Genomic DNA, 18,704 nt, shown 5'->3' with positions numbered 1-18,704 from the left:
CCGGCCTGCCGCACGAGATGAGGACGTGGGTTGCTCAAGTCTGCCCGCAAGAAGGAGAAGGACCCCGAGGGGCGGATGCCCCTCGCGGAGCACTTGCGCGAGCTCCGCAACCGGCTCGCCAAGGGCATGCTGGCGATCACGATCGTGTCGATCGCCGCCGCGTACTACAGCGAAGAACTGATGAAGTTCCTCGCGTCCCCGGTGCCGCGCTGTCCTGACGGCGGCCTGGAGAGCAAGGGCGGCGAGTGCGCCGTCGTCGCCTACACCGACCTGCTCTCGCCGTTCACCACCACGGTCAAGGTCAGCGTCATGGCGGGCATCATCATCGCCAGCCCGGTCTGGCTGTACCAGCTGTGGGCGTTCATCGCGCCCGGACTGCACAAGAGCGAGCGCAAGTACACGTACGCCTTCGTGTCCGCCGCGGTGCCGCTCTTCGCGGGCGGCGCGCTGCTCGCCTACGTGATCCTGCCCATCAGCGTGCGCGTCCTGCTCGGGATCACCCCCGACGGCTCGGCGAACATCCTGCCGATGGACAAGATCCTCGACTTCACGGTCCGGATGATCCTGATCTTCGGCGCGGCCTTCGAGCTGCCACTGATCCTGATCATGATGAACCTGACGGGCATGGTGACGGGGCGCCGGATGGCGGGCTGGTGGCGCGGTGTCGTCATGGGCGTGTTCATCTTCGGCGCGGTCGCGACGCCGACCACCGACCCGTTCGGCATGATGGCCCTCGCGGGGCCGATCGTCGTCCTGTACTTCATCGCCGTCGCCTTCTCGATCGTGAACGACAAGCGGCGGGCACGGAAGAATCCCGACGCCGAGCTGGACGACGACGAGGCGTCCGACCTCGACCTGACGCCCGAGCCGATCGACCAGGTCGAAGGGGTACGGCCGCCGAGGGCGCTGCCCGAGCAGGCGGGCTCCGGACGGTCCGATCAGCGGGTGAACGGCTTCGACGACGTGACATAAACGGTTCCTGCGAAGTGACCCGACCTTGTATGGTCCGCCCGTGACCAGCGAGATCACCCTCTTCGTCAATCCCACCGCGGGCCGCGGCCGGGGCGCTCACGCAGCGCAGCCGGCCGCTTCCGCATTGCGGGCCCGCGGCTTCTCCGTACGCACGGTCATCGGTGTGGACGCCCCCGATGCGCTACGCAGGGCCCGTGAGGCCGTCGACGGCGGCACCGGGGCGCTGATAGCCGTCGGCGGCGACGGCATGGCGAGCCTCGCGCTCCAGGCCGTCGCCGGGACCCGCACGCCGCTCGGCGTGATCGCCGTGGGCACGGGTAACGACTTCGCCAGGGCGCTCGGCCTGCCGGTGCGCGAGCCCGCCGCCGCGGGGGAGGTGGTCGCCGAGGCGCTCAAGGGGGCGCGCACCCGCGACGTCGACCTGGGGCGGGTCGAAGGGACGTGGTTCGGGACCGTGCTCGCGTCCGGCTTCGACTCGCGGGTCAACGACCGGGGCAACCGGATGCGGTGGCCCACCGGGCGCTTCAAGTACGACCTGGCGATGGTCGCCGAGCTCGCCGCGTTCAGGCCCGTGCCCTACCGCATCGTGCTCGACGGCGGGACGGTCCACGAGGTCGACGCCACGCTCGTGGCGGTCGGCAACGGAACGTCGTACGGCGGCGGCATGAGGATCTGCGCGGCGGCCGACATGAGCGACGGGCTGTTCGACGTCACGGTGGTGGGGGACTGCAGCCGTACGACGCTCCTGAAGGTCTTTCCGCGCGTCTACAAGGGCACGCACCTCGACCATCCCAAGGTCACCGTGTACCGGGCCGCGAAGGTCGAGCTCGCCGCGCCCGGCATCACCGGATACGCGGACGGTGAGCCGCTCGGCGCGCTGCCGCTGACCGCGGAGTGCGTGCCGGGGGCCGTACGGATCCTGGGGCCGTGAGCTCCCGATAATGATCGTCCGTTGTCAGTGGTCCCCGGTAGTCTCGAAAGCACGATGACAGAGGACCTCTCACCGGCCGAGCGGTACGCGGCGGCGCGCAAGCGCGCTGTCGAGCAGGCCACCGCACTCGCGTCCTTCCGCGAGATGTACGAATTCGGCCTCGACCCCTTCCAGATCGAGGCCTGCCAGGCGCTCGAGGCGGGCAAGGGCGTGCTCGTCGCCGCCCCCACGGGCTCGGGCAAGACGATCGTCGGCGAATTCGCCGTGCACCTCGCTCTGCTGCAGGGCAAGAAGTGCTTCTACACCACGCCCATCAAGGCGCTCTCCAACCAGAAGTACGCCGACCTCGCCAAGCGGTACGGCGCGGACAAGGTCGGCCTGCTGACCGGCGACAACAGCGTCAACTCCGATGCCCCGGTGGTCGTCATGACCACCGAGGTCCTGCGGAACATGCTGTATTCGGGCTCGCAGTCGCTGCTCAACCTCGGCTATGTGGTCATGGACGAGGTGCACTACCTCTCCGACCGCTTCCGCGGCGCCGTCTGGGAGGAAGTGATCATCCACCTCCAGGAGTCGGTCACGCTCGTCTCCCTCTCGGCGACGGTGTCCAACGCCGAGGAGTTCGGCGACTGGCTCGACACCGTGCGCGGCGACACCGAGGTGATCGTCTCCGAGCACCGGCCCGTGCCGCTCTTCCAGCACGTGCTCGCCGGGCGTCGGATGTACGACCTCTTCGAGGAGGGCGAGGGCCAGAAGAAGGCGGTCAACCCCGACCTCACGCGCATGGCGCGGATGGAGGCCAGCCGTTCGTACAACCCGCGCGATCGCCGCAAGGGCAAGATGGTCCGCGAGGCCGACCGCGAGCGCGAGCGCAGACAGCGCTCACGGATCTGGACGCCGGGCCGCCCCGAGGTGATCGAACGGCTCGACTCCGAGGGCCTGTTGCCCGCCATCACGTTCATCTTCAGCCGCGCCGCCTGCGAGGCCGCCGTCCAGCAGTGTCTGTACGCGGGCCTCAGGCTGAACGACGACGACGCGCGGATGAGGGTCCGCGAGATCGTCGAGGAGCGCACGGGTTCGATCCCGAACGAGGACCTCCACGTCCTGGGCTACTACGAATGGCTCGAGGGCCTGGAGCGCGGCATCGCGGCGCACCACGCGGGCATGCTGCCCAGCTTCAAGGAGGTCGTCGAGGAGCTCTTCGTGCGCGGCCTGGTCAAGGCCGTGTTCGCCACCGAGACGCTCGCGCTCGGCATCAACATGCCCGCGCGCAGCGTGGTCCTCGAAAAGCTCGTCAAGTGGAACGGCGAGCAGCACGCCGACATCACCCCGGGTGAGTACACGCAGTTGACGGGTCGTGCGGGGCGCCGGGGCATCGACGTCGAGGGCCATGCCGTGGTCCTGTGGCAGCGCGCCATGAGCCCCGAGCACCTCGCCGGGCTCGCGGGCACGCGCACGTACCCGCTGCGCTCCAGCTTCAAGCCGTCGTACAACATGGCGGTGAACCTGGTCGACCAGTTCGGGCGGCACCGCTCGCGCGAGCTCCTGGAGACGTCCTTCGCGCAGTTCCAGGCCGACAAGTCGGTCGTCGGGATCTCCCGGCAGGTGCAGAAGAACGAGGAGGGTCTGGAAGGCTACAAGGCCTCCATGACCTGCCACTTGGGGGACTTCGACGCGTACGCGCGACTGCGTCGCGAACTCAAGGACCGCGAGACCGAGCTGGCCAAGCAGGGCGCAGCCCAGCGCAGGGTCGCCGCTGCCGCCGCCCTGGAGAAGCTCAAGCAGGGCGACGTCATCCACGTCCCGACGGGGAAGTACGCGGGCCTCGCGCTCGTGCTCGACCCGGGGCTGCCCGCCGGGCGGGTCAACGGCCAGCGCGGCTTCGACCACGTGGACGGGCCGCGTCCCCTGGTGCTCACCGCCGAGCGGCAGGTCAAGAGGCTCGCGGCGATGGACTTCCCGGTGCCGGTCGAGGCGCTGGACCGGATGCGCATCCCGAAGTCGTTCAACGCGCGCTCGCCGCAGTCCCGCCGTGACCTGGCGTCCGCGCTGCGCACCAAGGCGGGGCACATCGTCCCCGACCGGCACCGCAAGGGGCGTGCGGCGGCCGCCGACGACCAGGAGATCGCCCGTCTGCGCACGGAGCTGCGCGCGCACCCGTGTCACGGCTGCGACGAGCGCGAGGACCACGCGCGCTGGGCCGAGCGGTACCACCGCCTCAAGCGCGACACCTCGCAGCTCGAGCGGCGCATCGAGGGGCGGACGAACACCATCGCCCGCACCTTCGACCGCATCGTCGCCCTGCTCACCGAGCTCGACTACCTGCGGGGCAACGAGGTCACCGAGCACGGCAAGCGGCTCGCCCGGCTCTACGGAGAGCTGGACCTGCTCGCCAGCGAGTGCCTGCGCGCCGGGATCTGGGAGGGGCTCAACCCCGCCGAACTGGCCGCGTGCGTCTCGGCGTTGGTCTATGAAGCACGGGTCGGCGACGACGCGCTCGCGCCCAAGCTGCCGTCCGGCGCGGCGAAGGCGGCGCTCGGCGAGATGGTGCGGATCTGGGGGCGTCTCGACGGTCTGGAGGAAGACTTCAAGATCAGCCAGACCGAGGGCGTCGGTCAGCGCGAGCCGGACCTGGGCTTCGCCTGGGCGGCGTACATGTGGGCCAACGACAAGGGGCTCGACGAGGTCCTGCGCGAGGCGGAGATGCCGGCGGGTGACTTCGTGCGGTGGTGCAAGCAGGTCATCGACGTGCTCGGGCAGATCGCGGCGGCGGCGCCGCGCGAGAACAGTACGGTCGCGAAGAACGCGCGCAAGGCGGTTGATCTGCTGTTGCGCGGTGTGGTGGCGTACAGCTCGGTCGGCTGAGAGGTCCGCCCCGTCAGGGGCGCGGGGAGTGCGCGACCAGCCACGTCCGGCCTGCGGGCGTGACTGGGCGCCCAGTGGGCCGCTCAGGCGCTTTGCGGGGCGGGCTCCGTGGTGCTCGTCGGCGGCCGCAGGTGCTTCGTGGCTGGTCGCGCAGTTCCCCGCGCCCCTTGCGGGGGCGCGCTCCTACGGGCGCGTCGCGTCCCGCTTCGCGACTTCTTCGCGGACGATCGGGATCACGTGGCGGCCGAAGTCGATCGCGTCGTCGAGGAGGTCGTAGCCGCGGGCGGAGAGGATCTCCACGCCCAGGTCGTAGTAGTCGAGCAGGGCCTGTGCGACCGTCTCGGGAGTCCCCACCAGGGCCGTCGAGTTGCCCGCGCCGCCCGTCTCCGCGGCGGTGGGCGTCCAGAGCGCGCGGTCGTGCCGGTCCCCTGACGCGGCCACCGCGAGGAGCCGCTGCGATCCTGCGTTCTGCGGCTCGCCGAGCGGCCGGCGCCGGGAGAGCGCGGCACCGGCCTTGCGGGCCTTGACGCGCTCCAGGGTCGCGTACGCCTTCTCCCAGGCCAGTTCCTCGGTCGGCGCGATGATCGGGCGGAACGCCACCTGGATCGTGGGGACGTCGGTGCGGCCCGCGGCCTTCGCCGCCGCCTTCACCGACTCGATCTGCTCGGCGGTCTGCGCCAGCGGCTCGCCCCACAGGCAGTAGATGTCGGCCTCGGCCCCGCCCGCGGCGTACGCGGCGGGCGAGGAGCCGCCGAACGAGACGCGCGGGTGCGGCTGTTGGACCGGGAAGATGTCGCTGACGAAGTCGTTGAAGCGGTAGTGCGTGCCCTCGTGGTCGAAGGGTTCGTGCGACGTCCAGGCCCTCTTGATGATCTGGATGGCCTCGCGGGTGCGGGCGTAGCGCTCGTCCTTGGTGAGGAAGTCGCCCTCGCGCTGCTGCTCGTGGTCGTTGCCGCCGGTGATGAAGTGCACCGCGAGGCGCCCGTCACTGATCCGGTCGAGCGTCGCGAAGGTCTTCGCGGCGAACGTCGGGTACGAGACGTTGGGGCGGTGCGCGACCAGGATCTGGAGCCGGTCGGTGCGGGCCGCGATGTACGCGGCGGCGGGGGAGGGGTCGGGGGAGTCCGAACCGTAGGCGAACAGGACCCGGTCCCAGCCGTGGTCCTCATGCGCCCTGGCGAGCCTGAGGGTGTAGTCCTTGTCGAAGGAGGCGCCGGAGCGCGCGGTCACTTCGGATCCTTCGTTGGTGGCGGCGATGCCGAGGAACTCGACGGGCATGGTGAAGCCTCATCTCCTGCTGCGGTGACGTGGGGTGGTCGGCGGTGCCTTCAAAGGCGACACGCGGCGGACCACACCCGACCGAAGTCGATGTGGTCCCGGGTGACCAGCCGCAGCTGAGGTCGCATGCGTGGAGTGGAACAGGCGTCCATACGAGGCGTCAACGACGGTGCGGAGCAGGCAATTCCCCGGCGGGCCAAGGCCGTTCGAAGGTGTCACTCCATGTGTTCGAATGATCGCCAAGCGTGTAAATGGGGTGAGTGTATGCCCCTGGGTGAGGCGTCTGCAGGGGGTTGCCGAATATGACTCGGCGATGATTCCGGCGGACTAAGCTCGCCCGGAGCGCGGCGAGTTGAAACGAGTTGCGATACATTCGCGCGCTTGTTCATAGATCTTTCGAAAGTTCGTTTTGTTCCACCGCGCTACCCCGTTCCCGCAGAGTCCCCCCCGATTTCCCCCCAAGACGAGTGTTCAGAGGGCATACATGGTGAGTGTTCAATCGCCTCCCGGTGGCCGAGAAATCCCTTACGCGCGTGTGCTGTTGCTGCCTGCCATGCTCATGGCCGCAGCGACCGGAGCAGCCGTAGCCGCGGTGACGGAGACCGCGCGCCCCGCCGTGGGCCTGTGCGGTGCCGTCGCGACCCTGATGGTCGTCGTGGTCGGCACCGAAGCCGTGCGGCGCGGCCGGATCATCCGGGGGCTGCGCGCGCAGTACGCACAGCGGCTCGCCTTCCTCGAACGGCGCATCGCATCCCATGACGACGAGACCGTCCGCCTGGGCAGGGAGATCCTGCCCGAGGCGCTCTGGCGACTGCGCCAGGGCGAATCACCCGTGGAAGTGGTCCGCAACGTCGTCGACAATGACGAGGCCTACCGCGAACTGCCGGACTCGCAGCGTGAATTGCTGCGTTCCGTGCTCGACACCCTGGACCGCGAGGAGGCCATGCGCGAGTCCGCGCAGCGCGCCTTCGTCAACATCGCGCGGCGCGTGCAGTCCATCGTCCACCAACAGGCGGCGGAACTGCGTGACATGGAGGAGTTCCACGGCCGCAACCCCGAGGTCTTCGACGACCTGCTCCGCATCGACCACGGCACCGCGCTGATCGGGCGTCTCGCCGACTCCATCGCGGTGCTCGGCGGCGCCCGTCCGGGCCGCCAATGGCCCAAGCCCGTACCGCTGTTCAGCGTGCTGCGCGGCGCGATGTCCCGGATCCTCGACTACCCGCGCGTCGAGCTGCACTCGATCGCGAAGGTCGCCATCCACGGCACGTCCGTCGAACCGCTCATCCACGCCTGCGCGGAACTCCTCGACAACGCCACCCGGTACTCGCCGCCGCAGACCAAGGTGCACGTCACCGCCGTCGAGGTGCAGACCGGCATCGCCGTCGAGATCGAGGACGGCGGCGTCAGCCTCAGCGAGGAGGCGCGGGCCAGGGCCGAGCGCATGCTGGAGCAGGCGCAGGCAGGCATCGACCTGAACGACCTCGGTGAGACCCCGCGCCTCGGCATGGCCGTGGTCGGCAGGCTCTCGCAGATGTACAACCTCCAGGTCTCGCTGCGCCAGTCCGCCTACGGCGGCGTACGCGCGGTCCTCATCGTGCCGCGCGAGATGATGACCACGGGGCCCGCGCCCGGTCTCGCCCACGGCATCGGCGCCTCCGCCGTACCCCGCGTGGACAACGGCGGGCGGCCGATCGAGGAGCCCGCGCGCAACATCCGGCGCAAGAAGCCCCGGGTCGTCACCGCGGGGCCGCCGCTGCGCTCCCCGCTCACCGCGACCATGGAGGACGACGTCCCCGAGGTCACCGAGTGGACGCCGAACGGCCTGCCGCAGCGCCGCAGCCGCGTCAAGATCTCCCTGAGCGAGCGGTACGCCCAGGAGGCGGAGGCCCAGCGGATCGCCGAGGCGCACGCCGCCGCGACCGCGTCGCCCCCGCCCGCACCCAAGCGAGAAGAGCCCGAACCGGGCCTGTGGATCGAGGCGTTCATGAAGGGCGTCAAGGGCGACGAGCCCCAGGATCCTGATCCGTCCGCCCCGCAGGGATACACCCCTCCGCAGGGAACCAGTCAGAACGACCACGGCAATGCCGACGAGGGGGGCTGGAAGTGATCCAGCAACGCGCCAATTTCGACTGGATGCTCAAGGAGCTCGCCGACGGAGTGCCGCAGACGCGGCAGATCGTGGTGCTCTCCGCCGACGGCCTGCGCATCGCCCGCTACGGCGGCGACCCGGACGCGGCCGACCGCATCGCCGCCGCCTGCGCGGGACTCCAGAGCCTGGCCGCCGCGGTGGCCACGGAGATCCCGCACAGCGACGGCAACATGAAGATGGTCATCATCGAGATCAACGGCGGCTACTTCTACCTGATGGCCGCGGGAGCAGGCGCCTATCTCGCGGTGCTCGCCGACGAGACCGTCGACGCGGGCCTCATCGGCACCCGCATGCGGGACCTCGTCGTACGCATCGGTGCCCACCTGACGAGCCCGCCGCGGCGTGACGGGCAGGCCGTATGACTCCTCCGCAAGGCTCCTCGCACGGCCCTCCGCACAGCGACGTCCCCGCCCAGGACGGGGCGGCGGCCCGCGAGGGCCCGCCCCAGCGCGAACGCCGCAGTCCGGAGAACCCCGAGCGGCTGTACATCCTCACGGGTGAGGACTCCGAGCGCGCGCCGCTCGACCTCGTCACCCTGATCGTGGCGGCGGGCGAGGCGTCCCCCACGGCGCAGCCGGAGCACTCCGCGATCCTGCGGCTGTGCACGACGCCCCTCTCCGTCGCCGAACTCTCGGCCTACATGGCGCTGCCGTTCAGCGTCGTGACCGTCGTCCTGACGGAGTTACTGGCGACCGAGCTCATTCAGGCGCGCGCCCCCATCGTCCGCTCCGCGCTCCCCGACCGGTCCCTCCTCGAAGCGGTGATGCATGGACTTCAGAAACTCTAAGAACACCGACACGATCACCGGCCCGCGCAGCGAGGACGTTCTGCCGCACACGGCCGCCGCCGCCGTGAAGGTCGTGGTCGTGGGCGGATTCGGGGTCGGCAAGACGACCATGGTCGGCTCGGTCAGCGAGATCCGGCCGCTGACGACCGAAGAGACCATGACCCAGGCGGGCATCGGCGTCGACGACAACTACGGCTCGGAAACCAAGACGGCCACCACCGTGGCCATGGACTTCGGGCGGATCAGCATCTCCGAGGAGCTGGTCCTCTACCTCTTCGGCACCCCGGGCCAGGAGCGCTTCTGGTTCCTGTGGAACGGCCTGTTCGAAGGCGCGCTCGGCGCGGTCGTCCTCATCGACACCCGCAGGCTGGAGGTCAGCTTCGACGTGATCGGACGTCTGGAGGAGCGCGGCGTGCCCTTCGTCGTCGCCGTCAACTCCTTCCCCGACGCGCCCGACCACCCGGTCGAGACCCTGCGCAAGGCCCTCGACCTGGAACCCGCCGTGCCGATCCTGAGCTGCGACGCCCGCCGCAGGGAGTCGAGCAGGGACGTCCTGATGACGCTGATGCGCTATCTCCACACGCTGACCGTGGCCCGCGCCTGACCGCGGCCCCGGCCCCTCCACCGCACCTCCTTCCGCAATCCCGCCACCCCTTCCGCAACCCCGGATCTCCTTCCGCGAACACGGAGCGACGAACGTGACGACTCCTTCCTCCTCCTGGCCCGGCACCGACGGCGCGACCGCGCCACCGCCGGGCTGTCCCGCCCACGGGCTCGGCCCCAACGGCCTGCGCCGTCTGTACGGACCCGAGGCCGACACCGATCTCGCGGGCCTCTACGAGAAACTGCGCGCCGAGCACGGCCCGGTCGCGCCCGTCCTGATCCACAACGACGTGCCGATCTGGGCGGTGCTCGGCCACAGCGAGAACCTCCACATGATCCGCACCCCCTCGCAGTACACCCGCGACTCGCGCATCTGGCGGGCCGTGCGGGACGGCACCGCGGGCCCGGACAACCCGCTCGCGCCGGTCTTCACCTGGCAGCCGATGGCCACCTTCGCCGAGGGGGACGAGCACCAGCGGCTGCGCGGCGCCGTCACCGGCGCCATGTCGGGCATCGACCACCGGGGCGTCCGCCGCTACATCAACCGCTATACGAACCACCTGCTCAACGACATCTGCCAGGACGGCCAGGCCGACCTCGTCAGCCAGTTCGCCGAGCACCTGCCGATGATGGTGATGTGCCACATCCTCGGCATGCCCGAGGAGTACAACGAGCGCATGGTGCAGTCGGCCCGCGACATGATCAAGGGCACCGAGACCGCCATCGCCAGCAACGCGTACATCATGAAGGTGATGATGGGACTGGTGGCACGGCGCCGTGCCCACCCCGAGGAGGACTTCACCAGCAGCCTCATCGCGCACCCCGCCCAGCTCAGCGACGACGAGGTCGGCGCGCACCTGCGCCTGGTGCTCATCGCGGCGTACGAGGCCACCGCCAACCTCATCGCGAACGTCCTGCGGATGGTCCTCACCGACCCGCGCTTCCGCGCCCAGCTCAGCGGCGGCCAGATGACGGTCCCCGAGGCGGTCGAGCAGTCCCTCTGGGACGAGCCGCCGTTCAGCGCGATGGTCGGCTACTTCGCCAAGCAGGAGACCCAGCTCGGCGGCCAGCGGATCAGGCCGGGCGACGGCCTGATCTTCGGCATCGCGCCGGGCAACGTCGACCCGATGGTCCGCCCCGACCTCGCCGCCAACATGCAGGGCAACCGCTCACACCTCGCCTTCGGCAGCGGACCGCACGAGTGCCCGGGACAGGACATCGGCCGCGCCATCGCCGACACCGGTGTGGACGCGCTCCTGATGCGCCTTCCCGACGTCGAACTCGACGTGCCGGAGAGCGAGTTGCGCTGGACGTCGTCGATCCTGTCGCGGCACCTGGTGCAACTGCCCGTGCGCTTCGCGCCGCGCCCGCCGCAGGACGTGATGGCCCGTCCCTCGGCGCAGGTGCCCGCGCCGCGCAGGGACTGGCACGTGTCGTCCCCGCCGCCGTCGCGCGCGCCGGAGCCGGTGGCCGCCCAGGCACCGCAGCAGCCCGCGTCCGCACCCCTCGCCGAGAACGAACGGCCCAAGGGGGCCTGGCGCCGCTTCCTGACCTGGTGGCGGGGTTACTGAGCCCAGGCATCGTACGCCGACCAGGCGCCCAGCGTTCTGCCGCTGACGAAGCGGTGCGCGGCGCCGGTCACCGGATCCGTGAACTCCAGGACGCGGGAGAGGAGTTGGAGGGGCCGCCGGAAGTCGTCCGGCGGCACCGGGTCCGCCACCACCGGGTAGACCGGGTCCCCGAGGATCGGCAGGCCCAACGCGTTCATGTGGACGCGGAGTTGATGGGTGCGGCCGGTGCGGGGGACGAGCCGGTAGCGGCCGAGTCCCGCGCGGTGCTCGACGAGTTCGATCCGGCTCTCGCTGTTCGGCTCCGCGTCCGCCACCTCGTACGCCGCGATGATCCCGCGCACCTTCTCGATGTGGCTGCGCACGGTGCGCGGGAGCGGTACGGCCGGATCGTGGGCGGCGATCGCCTCGTACTCCTTGTGGACGCGGCGGTCGCTGAACAGCGTCTGGTAGGCGCCGCGTTCCTCGGGGCGCACGGTGAACAGGAGCAGTCCGGCGGTGAGCCGGTCCAGGCGGTGTGCCGCGCCGAGCGTCGGGATGCCGAGCTCGACGCGCAGTCGGGCGAGGGCGGTCTGGGTGACGTGGGAGCCGCGCGGCATCGTCGCCAGGAAGTGCGGCTTGTCGACGACGACGATGTGCTCGTCGCGGTGGACGACGTCGAGCGCGAAGGGGACCGGCACCTCGTGGGGCAGGTCCCGGTGGAACCAGACGAAGGTCCCGGGCGCGTAGGGCGCGTCCGGGACCACCGCGACCCCGTCGGCGCCGACGATCCTGCCGTCCCGCAGCAGGGCGTCGATGACCCCGGGCCCGGCGGCGAGCCGCTCCACGAGGTGGTCCCGCACGGTGGGCCACGCGCCGTCGGGCGGCAGCTTGATCCGGACGGGGTCGATGCCGTCGCGCTGGGGGAGGGGCGCGGGCGGAACGCGGGGCTTTCGTCTCATCAGGAGGTCAGGGTATGCGGCGGGGGGAAAATCGCTGTCCGGGGCCGCGCCCCGCTGCCACCATGAGGCCCATGCCCATGAAGATCGAAGACGTCGTCGCGCCCGGCACGCTCGCCCGCCGCGAGCAGCCGGTCATTGCCGTCCCTGGGGGACTCGTCATGCGGCCGTGGTCGGCCGCCGACGCGCCCGCCGTGTACGAGGCGTTCCAGGACCCCCTGCTGAGCCGCTGGCACGCGCGCGGGGCCGACTCCGAGAGCGAGGTGCTCGGCTGGATCGAGGACTGGCGCGCGAGCTGGGCCGGGGAGCGTGACGCGTACTGGGCGGTCGCCGACGCGGGGACGGACGAGCTGGTGGGCCGGATCGCCCTGAAGGCCATGGTGCTCGCCGACGGCCAGGCCGAGGTCGCCTACTGGACCATGCCGCAGGCGCGCGGCCGGGGTGTCGCGTCGCGTTCCGTCGTCGCGCTCTCGTCCTGGGCCTTCGGTGAAGTGGGGCTGCACCGGCTGGAGTTGACGCACTCGATGGCCAACGAGGCGTCCTGTCGTGTCGCCCTGAGGACCGGCTTCGCGGTGGAGGGCACCAAGCGCGGCGCGGGGCTGCACGAGGACGGCTGGCACGACATGCATCTGCACGCGCGTCTCAAGGGGGACGGGCCCGCCGCGTCGGAGTGACGGCGGGCCGGGCGTCGTCGGCCGTTCCTGGTGCTTCTCCCGCTTCGGCGAGGTGGTTACGCCGCCTGCTCCTGCTCCGCCTCCACCTGCGCGTTCCACTCGCGCTTGGACGCCTGCCAGCCGTCCTCGTTGTGGCCCACGCGCCAGTAGCCGGAGATAGAGAGGCGCTCGCGCGGCACCTCGCGCTCGACGCGCAGATAGCGGCGCAGCTCCTTCACGAAGCCCGCCTCGCCGTGCACGAAGGCCTGCATCTCGCCCGGGGGGAACTCCAGGGCGCGCACGGCCTCGACGAGGAGCTGGCCGACCGGGCGCTCGCCCCTGTGCAGCCAGACGATCTCGGCGTCGGTCGCGATCTTCTGCTCCTCCTCGGGGCCCTCGACCTCCACGAAGACGCGGGCGACCGCGCCGGGCGGGAGCGCCTCGGCCGCGGCGGCGATCGCGGGCAGGGCGCTCTCGTCACCGGCGAGCAGGTGCCAGCCCGCGTCCGCGTCCGGGGCGTAGCCGCCGCCGGGGCCGAGGAAGCGGATCGTGTCGCCGAGGCGGGCGTCCCGCGCCCACGGCCCCGCGAGGCCCTGGTCGCCGTGGATCACGAAGTCCACGGCGAGCTCGCGGGCCTCGGGGTCCCACCAGCGCACGGTGTACGTCCGCGTCACTGGCCACTGGTCGCGCGGGAACTCCTCGCGGATCCGCTGCATGTCGAAGGGCTCCGGATACGTGACGCCCTCGGCGTCGAAGAGCAGCTTCACGTAGTGATCGGTGCACTCGCCCGCGGCGAACTGGGCGAGTCCCTCCCCGCCGAGGACCACGCGCTGCATGTGCGGGGTGAGTCGCTCGGTGCGCACCACGTGGGCGACATGGGTCTGCGGTGCTTTGCGTGCCGGACGTTCTGCCATGGCGACGGCCTCCCCTGATCCACAAATACTTAGGCAAGCCTAAGTTAACACCTCAGGCGTGGAGAGTGGAGAGCAGCCGTTGCAGAGAACCGCCCAGATTCCACTGGGCCGCCAGCTCGTCGAGCGCGGCGGGGTCGCGCGGCTCGTGGGGCAGCGCGAGGTCCACGTCGGGCAGCGGCACGTCGCCCGCGACCCGGACGACCTGCGGCGCGACCGCCACATAGGGACGTGCCTCGTCGAGCCGCTTGCGCTGCGACGGCGTGAGCTTCGCCTTCGGGTCGTCCACCGCCGCCATGATCCCGGCCAGGTCGCCGAACGCGTCGAGGAGCTTGGCCGCCGTCTTCTCGCCGATGCCGGGGACGCCGGGCAGGCCGTCGCTCGGGTCGCCGCGCAGCAGGGCCAGGTCCACGTAGCCCGGGCCGTCCACGCCGTACTTCTCGCGCAGCCAGCTCTCGTCCGTGATCTGGAGGGAGCCGACGCCCTTGAGGGGGTAGAGGACGCGGATGCCGCGCTCGTCGTCCACGAGCTGGTAGAGGTCGCGGTCCCCGGTGACGATGTCGACCGGGCCCGTCGCGCGGGCGGCATAGGTGCCGATCACGTCGTCCGCCTCGTACGCCGGTACGCCCACGCGCGCGATGCCGACCGCGTCGAGCACGTCCTCGATGATCGGGACCTGCGGCGCGAGCGTGTCCGGGGTCTCCTCGGCGTCCGGGCCCTCGGGGACCTCCTCCGCGACACGGTGTGCCTTGTAGGAGGGGATGAGCTCGACCCGCCAGTGCGGGCGCCAGTCCGCGTCCATGCAGGCGACCAGGTCGTCGGGGCGGTGGTCCTGGACGAGGCGGGTGATGAAGTCGAGGAGTCCGCGCACGGCGTTCACCGGGGTGCCGTCCGGGGCCTTCATCGACTCGGGGACCCCGAAGTAGGCCCGGTAGTAGAGGGAGGCCGTGTCAAGGAGCATGAGGCGTCGAGTTCGCTGAGTCACGTTGCGCATCATGCCGCACGGCACCGACAGTGGAGCCGTACGGCACCGCGGGGCGAGGGGCCCTCCGTGCCGCCGCCGGGACCACGTTGCGCATCGCGCAGAAGCCTTGCCGAGAGTGCAACAAATGTGAGCTGGAACACTCCCCGGTTTGATTCGTGTAAGTGCGGGAAGGCGCGCATCCGGAGCGAACCCGGTCGAGTATTCAACTTTTCGATCGGGCAAGTGGGCAGAAGCCACTGCGTTCCACGGCCCGCCGGCGGGGGAGGCGGGCCGTCTTGGTTCGACCCGAGAGGTGTATGTGTCCAGGCTGCAGGCCGAGCACTTGTACAAAGTGTTCGGCAGACGACCCGATGACGCGGTGGAGCGACTCCGCCACGGAGCCGACCGAGAGGAGCTGCGCGACGAGGGCACCACCGCCGCCGTCATCGACGCCTCCTTCGAGGTCGAGCCGGGCCAGATCTTCGTCGTCATGGGTCTCTCCGGATCCGGCAAGTCCACGTTGCTGCGCATGCTCAACGGACTGTCGGAGCCGACGGCCGGTCACGTCCGCTTCGACGGTCAGGACCTGACCGAGCTGAGCGCCAAGGAGATGCGGGAGGTGCGCTCCAAGAAGATCAGCATGGTCTTCCAGCACTTCGCGCTCTTCCCGCACCGCAGCGTCCTCGAGAACGCCGGTTACGGCCTCGAGGTGCAGGGCGTGCCGCGCGCCGAGCGCGAGAAGCGGGCCACCGAGGCGCTGGAGCTGGCCGGTCTGAAGGGCTGGGAGAAGTCCTGGCCCGACGAGCTGTCCGGCGGCATGCAGCAGCGCGTGGGCCTGGCCCGCGCGCTCGCCACCGACGCCGACCTGCTCCTCATGGACGAGTCGTTCAGCGCGCTCGACCCGCTGATCCGCCGTGACATGCAGGACCAGCTCCTGGTGCTCCAGAAGCGGCTGAAGAAGACCATCGTCTTCATCACCCACGACCTGAACGAGGCCATGCGCCTGGGCGACCAGATCGCCGTCATGCGCGACGGGCAGATCGTCCAGATCGGCAACGCCGAGGACATCCTCGTCACCCCGGCCAACGACTACGTCGCCGCGTTCACGCAGGACGTCGACCGCTCCCGGGTGCTGACCGCGGGCGCGATCATGGCCGATCCCGACGAGGACTTCGTGGCGGCGGACGCCCCCGCGACGGTCACCGCGGACACCCCGATCATCGAGCTGTTCACGCCCTGCTCCACCAGCGGTGTGGCCGTCGCCGTCACCGACGACGAGGGCGAGCTCATCGGTGTCGTGCCGCGGGCCAGGCTGCTCGCCGTGCTCGGCGAGCCGATGAAGACGGAGACGCCCGGGGAGCCGCAGGACGCGGCGGCCGCCGCCGTCCCCGAGCAGGACAACGGCAAGAACGTGGGCAAGGTGAGCAGCGGTGCCTAGGATTCCCTTCGGCGACTGGGTCAATGACTCGGTCGAATGGCTCAGAACCCACATGGACTGGCTGTTCGACTTCATCAAGACGATCTTCCAGAACATGTGGGACGGCGTCTACGACGTCCTCTCCGCGCCCGAGCCGCTCCTGATGGCGGGCATCCTCGCCGTCATCGCGTTCTGGCTGCGCGGTCTGCTCGGCGGTGTGCTGTCCTTCGTGGGCTTCGCCTTCATCGTGTCCCTTGAGTTGTGGGACAACGCGATGATGACGCTGTCCCTGGTGCTCGTCTCCACCTTCGTGGCGCTGGTCATAGCCGTGCCCGTGGGCATCTGGGCGGCGCGCTCCAAGACGGTCAGCGGCATCGTCAGGCCCGTCCTCGACTTCATGCAGACGCTGCCCGCGATGATCTACCTCATCCCGGCGCTGCTGTTCTTCCGCATGGGCGCCCCCGCGGGCATCGTCGCCACGATCGTCTTCGCGCTCGCCCCCGGCGTGCGCATGACGGAACTCGGCATCCGCCAGGTCGACAAGGAGCTGGTCGAGGCCGCCGACGCGTTCGGCACCACGCCCCGCAACACCCTCTTCCGGGTGCAGCTGCCGCTCGCGCTGCCGACGATCATGGCCGGTGTCAACCAGGTCATCATGCTCGGCCTCTCCATGGCGGCGCTGACCGGCATGGTCGGCACGCCGGGCCTGGGCGCCGACGTGAACGCGGCCATCGGCCAGCTCGACGTCGGTCTCGGCGCCGAGGCGGGCGTCTCCATCGTGATCCTCGCCATCTACCTGGACCGCGTCACCAGCGGTCTGGGCGGCCAGGTCTCGCCGCTGGGCCGTCGCGCGCTCGCCAAGCTGCGGGCCGCGCAGGGCCTGAACATCTGGAACTACCGTCCCCGGCCCGTCGTCGCGATGGTCGGCGTCGTCGTCCTCGCGCTCGTCGCGGGCGGCATGGGCATCTTCGGCGGCACCAAGTCCGAGTCCGTGGCCGACGCCAAGAACGTCGGCGACGGCAAGGAGCTCAAGGTCGGCTACATCCCCTGGGACGAGGGCGTCGCCTCCACCTTCCTCTGGAAGGAGATCCTGGAGCAGCGCGGCTTCAAGGTGACGACCAGCCAGCTGGAGGCCGGTCCGCTCTACACCTCGCTCGCGCAGGGTGACATCGACTTCCAGACGGATTCCTGGCTGCCGACGACGCACGCCTCGTACTGGAAGAAGTACGGCAAGGACCTCGAGGACATGGGCTCCTGGTTCGGGCCCACCTCGCTGGAGCTGGCCGTTCCCGCGTACATGAAGGACGTCAACTCCCTCGAAGACCTCAAGGGCAACGCCGACACCTTCAAGGGCAAGATCACCGGCATCGAGTCGAGCGCCGGAATGATGGGCCTGCTCAAGGACAAGGTCCTGGACGCGTACGGCCTGAAGAAGGAGTACAAGGTCGTCGACGGCTCGACCCCGGCGATGCTGGCCGAGCTGAAGGCCGCGTACTCCAAGAAGGAGCCGATCGTCACCACCCTGTGGTCGCCGCACTGGGCCTACAGCGACTTCAAGCTGAAGAAGCTCAAGGACCCGAAGGGCGCCTGGGGCAAGGGCGACGGCGTGCACACGCTGGCGCGCAAGGGCTTCTCGGACGAGAACCCCGAGGTCGGCAAGTGGCTCAAGGACTTCAAGATGAGCGAGAAGCAGCTCACGAGCCTTGAGGCCGAGATCAACAAGGCGGGCAAGGGCCAGCAGCAGGAGGCCGTGCGCGCCTGGCTGAAGAAGAACTCGGGCGTCGTCGACAAGCTCGCCCCGCTGCCGAAGAACTCGGGCAGCGACGAGAACAAGCGCCCGCTGAAGGCCGCGTACTTCGCGTGGGACGAGAACATCGCCGTCACCAACCTGTGGAAGCGCGTCCTGGAGAAGCGCGGCTACAAGATGGACCTGACGCCGGCCGACGTGGGCCCCGCCTACACCGGTCTCGCGCAGGGCGACCTCGACCTCAACCTCGACGCGTGGCTGCCCACCGCCCAGAAGACGTACTGGGACAAGAACAAGGCGAACCTCAACGACCTGGGCTCCTGGTACAGCCCGACGTCCCTGGAGGTCGCCGTCCCGTCCTACGTCAAGGGCGTGAAGTCCCTGGAGGACCTCAAGGGCAAGGGCGACAAGTTCAAGGGCAAGATCATCGGCATCGAGCCGGGCACCGGCGTGATGCAGGCGCTCAAGGACAAGGTCCTGCCCGGCTACGGCCTGGAGGACGAGTACGAGATCGCCGCGGGCTCCACCCCCGCGATGCTCTCCGAGCTCAAGGCCGCCTACGCCAAGAAGGAGCCCGTCGCGGTGCTCCTCTGGTCGCCGCACTGGGCGTACAACGAGTACGACCTGACCAAGCTGAAGGACCCCAAGGGCGGCTTCGGCAAGGGCGACACGATCCGCACGCTCTCCAGCAAGGACTTCCCGAACCAGTACCCGCAGCTCACGAAGTGGCTCAAGAACTTCAAGATGAGCGAGCAGGAGCTGGCCAGCCTGGAGAACGAGATCAACAAGGCGGGCAAGAACAACGAGCCCAAGGCCGTCGACGCCTGGCTCAAGAAGAACCCGGGCTTCGAGTCGAAGATGACCTCCGCGAAGTAGCCGGAACGACGGCCGCGCGGCAGTAGCACGCGGTCATCACCC

The 18,704-nt window shown here is 70.0% G+C and carries 15 protein-coding genes; 11 read left to right on the top strand and 4 right to left on the bottom strand.

Features of this window, described 5'->3' with window-relative positions; genetic code table 11:
- The first annotated feature begins 75 nt into the window (after positions 1 to 75).
- The 3 genes from tatC to KY5_RS07205 are packed head-to-tail and all read left to right on the top strand — an operon-like array spanning position 76 to position 4,768.
- The gene (gene tatC, locus KY5_RS07215) at positions 76 to 972 is read left to right on the top strand and encodes a twin-arginine translocase subunit TatC (RefSeq protein ID WP_098247101.1); all 897 of its coding nucleotides are present in this window, start codon (positions 76 to 78) and stop codon (positions 970 to 972) included.
- Between the two features lie 40 nt (positions 973 to 1,012).
- Positions 1,013 to 1,903, top strand: coding sequence for a diacylglycerol kinase (locus tag KY5_RS07210; protein WP_098241427.1), 891 nt, complete (start codon positions 1,013 to 1,015; stop codon positions 1,901 to 1,903).
- A 54-nt stretch (positions 1,904 to 1,957) separates the two neighbouring features.
- The gene (locus tag KY5_RS07205; RefSeq protein ID WP_098241426.1) at positions 1,958 to 4,768 is read left to right on the top strand and encodes a DEAD/DEAH box helicase; all 2,811 of its coding nucleotides are present in this window, start codon (positions 1,958 to 1,960) and stop codon (positions 4,766 to 4,768) included.
- A gap of 183 nt (positions 4,769 to 4,951) precedes the next feature.
- On the opposite strand, the gene KY5_RS07200 is transcribed toward KY5_RS07205, so the two are convergent.
- Positions 4,952 to 6,046, bottom strand: coding sequence for an LLM class flavin-dependent oxidoreductase (locus KY5_RS07200; protein ID WP_098241425.1), 1,095 nt, complete (start codon positions 6,044 to 6,046; stop codon positions 4,952 to 4,954).
- A gap of 484 nt (positions 6,047 to 6,530) precedes the next feature.
- On the opposite strand from KY5_RS07200, the gene KY5_RS07195 reads away from it, so the two are divergent.
- The 5 genes from KY5_RS07195 (at position 6,531) to KY5_RS07175 (ending at position 11,159) form a co-directional block, all read left to right on the top strand.
- Entirely contained in the window at positions 6,531 to 8,156 is a 1,626-nt protein-coding gene (locus KY5_RS07195; RefSeq protein WP_098241424.1) for an ATP-binding protein, read from the top strand.
- Positions 8,153 to 8,560, top strand: a complete 408-nt coding sequence (locus KY5_RS07190) for a roadblock/LC7 domain-containing protein (RefSeq protein ID WP_098241423.1) — start codon at positions 8,153 to 8,155, stop codon at positions 8,558 to 8,560. Before KY5_RS07195 ends, KY5_RS07190 begins: the two co-directional genes overlap by 4 nt.
- Positions 8,557 to 8,985, top strand: a complete 429-nt coding sequence (locus KY5_RS07185) for a DUF742 domain-containing protein (protein WP_098241422.1) — start codon at positions 8,557 to 8,559, stop codon at positions 8,983 to 8,985. Before KY5_RS07190 ends, KY5_RS07185 begins: the two co-directional genes overlap by 4 nt.
- Positions 8,966 to 9,589 carry a GTP-binding protein gene (locus KY5_RS07180; protein WP_098241421.1) on the top strand — a complete coding sequence of 208 codons (624 nt, stop codon included), beginning with the start codon at positions 8,966 to 8,968 and terminating at the stop codon, positions 9,587 to 9,589. Before KY5_RS07185 ends, KY5_RS07180 begins: the two co-directional genes overlap by 20 nt.
- Before the next feature lie 94 nt (positions 9,590 to 9,683).
- The gene (locus KY5_RS07175; RefSeq protein WP_098241420.1) at positions 9,684 to 11,159 is read left to right on the top strand and encodes a cytochrome P450; all 1,476 of its coding nucleotides are present in this window, start codon (positions 9,684 to 9,686) and stop codon (positions 11,157 to 11,159) included.
- On the opposite strand, the gene KY5_RS07170 is transcribed toward KY5_RS07175, so the two are convergent.
- Positions 11,153 to 12,097, bottom strand: a complete 945-nt coding sequence (locus KY5_RS07170) for an RluA family pseudouridine synthase (RefSeq protein WP_098241419.1) — start codon at positions 12,095 to 12,097, stop codon at positions 11,153 to 11,155. The two genes, KY5_RS07175 and KY5_RS07170, sit on opposite strands and share 7 nt — an antisense overlap.
- 71 nt (positions 12,098 to 12,168) lie before the next feature.
- Between KY5_RS07170 and KY5_RS07165 the strand changes: the two genes are divergently transcribed.
- A complete protein-coding gene (locus KY5_RS07165; protein ID WP_098241418.1) occupies positions 12,169 to 12,768 on the top strand; it encodes a GNAT family N-acetyltransferase in 600 nt (199 codons plus the stop codon).
- Positions 12,769 to 12,824: 56 nt separating this feature from the next.
- Here the strand turns inward: KY5_RS07165 and KY5_RS07160 are convergent, their stop codons facing one another.
- Both KY5_RS07160 and KY5_RS07155 read right to left on the bottom strand, forming a co-directional pair.
- Positions 12,825 to 13,661 carry a siderophore-interacting protein gene (locus KY5_RS07160; RefSeq protein ID WP_098241417.1) on the bottom strand — a complete coding sequence of 279 codons (837 nt, stop codon included), beginning with the start codon at positions 13,659 to 13,661 and terminating at the stop codon, positions 12,825 to 12,827.
- 52 nt (positions 13,662 to 13,713) lie between these two features.
- Positions 13,714 to 14,652: a 5'-3' exonuclease gene (locus KY5_RS07155; protein WP_234362641.1), complete on the bottom strand. Its 939-nt coding sequence runs from the start codon at positions 14,650 to 14,652 to the stop codon at positions 13,714 to 13,716.
- 289 nt (positions 14,653 to 14,941) lie between these two features.
- Here KY5_RS07155 and KY5_RS07150 point away from each other — a divergent pair, with 289 nt between their 5' ends.
- Together KY5_RS07150 and KY5_RS07145 are read left to right on the top strand one after the other, a co-directional pair.
- Positions 14,942 to 16,060, top strand: a complete 1,119-nt coding sequence (locus KY5_RS07150) for a quaternary amine ABC transporter ATP-binding protein (protein WP_234362640.1) — start codon at positions 14,942 to 14,944, stop codon at positions 16,058 to 16,060.
- Positions 16,053 to 18,662, top strand: coding sequence for an ABC transporter permease/substrate binding protein (locus tag KY5_RS07145; RefSeq protein ID WP_098241414.1), 2,610 nt, complete (start codon positions 16,053 to 16,055; stop codon positions 18,660 to 18,662). Before KY5_RS07150 ends, KY5_RS07145 begins: the two co-directional genes overlap by 8 nt.
- Positions 18,663 to 18,704: the final 42 nt, after the last annotated feature.

This window comes from Streptomyces formicae (assembly GCF_002556545.1).
Classification (GTDB): Bacteria; Actinomycetota; Actinomycetes; order Streptomycetales; family Streptomycetaceae; genus Streptomyces; species Streptomyces formicae_A.
Note: the sequence above shows the minus strand (reverse complement) of the source record. Positions and strands in the feature narration are given on the sequence as shown.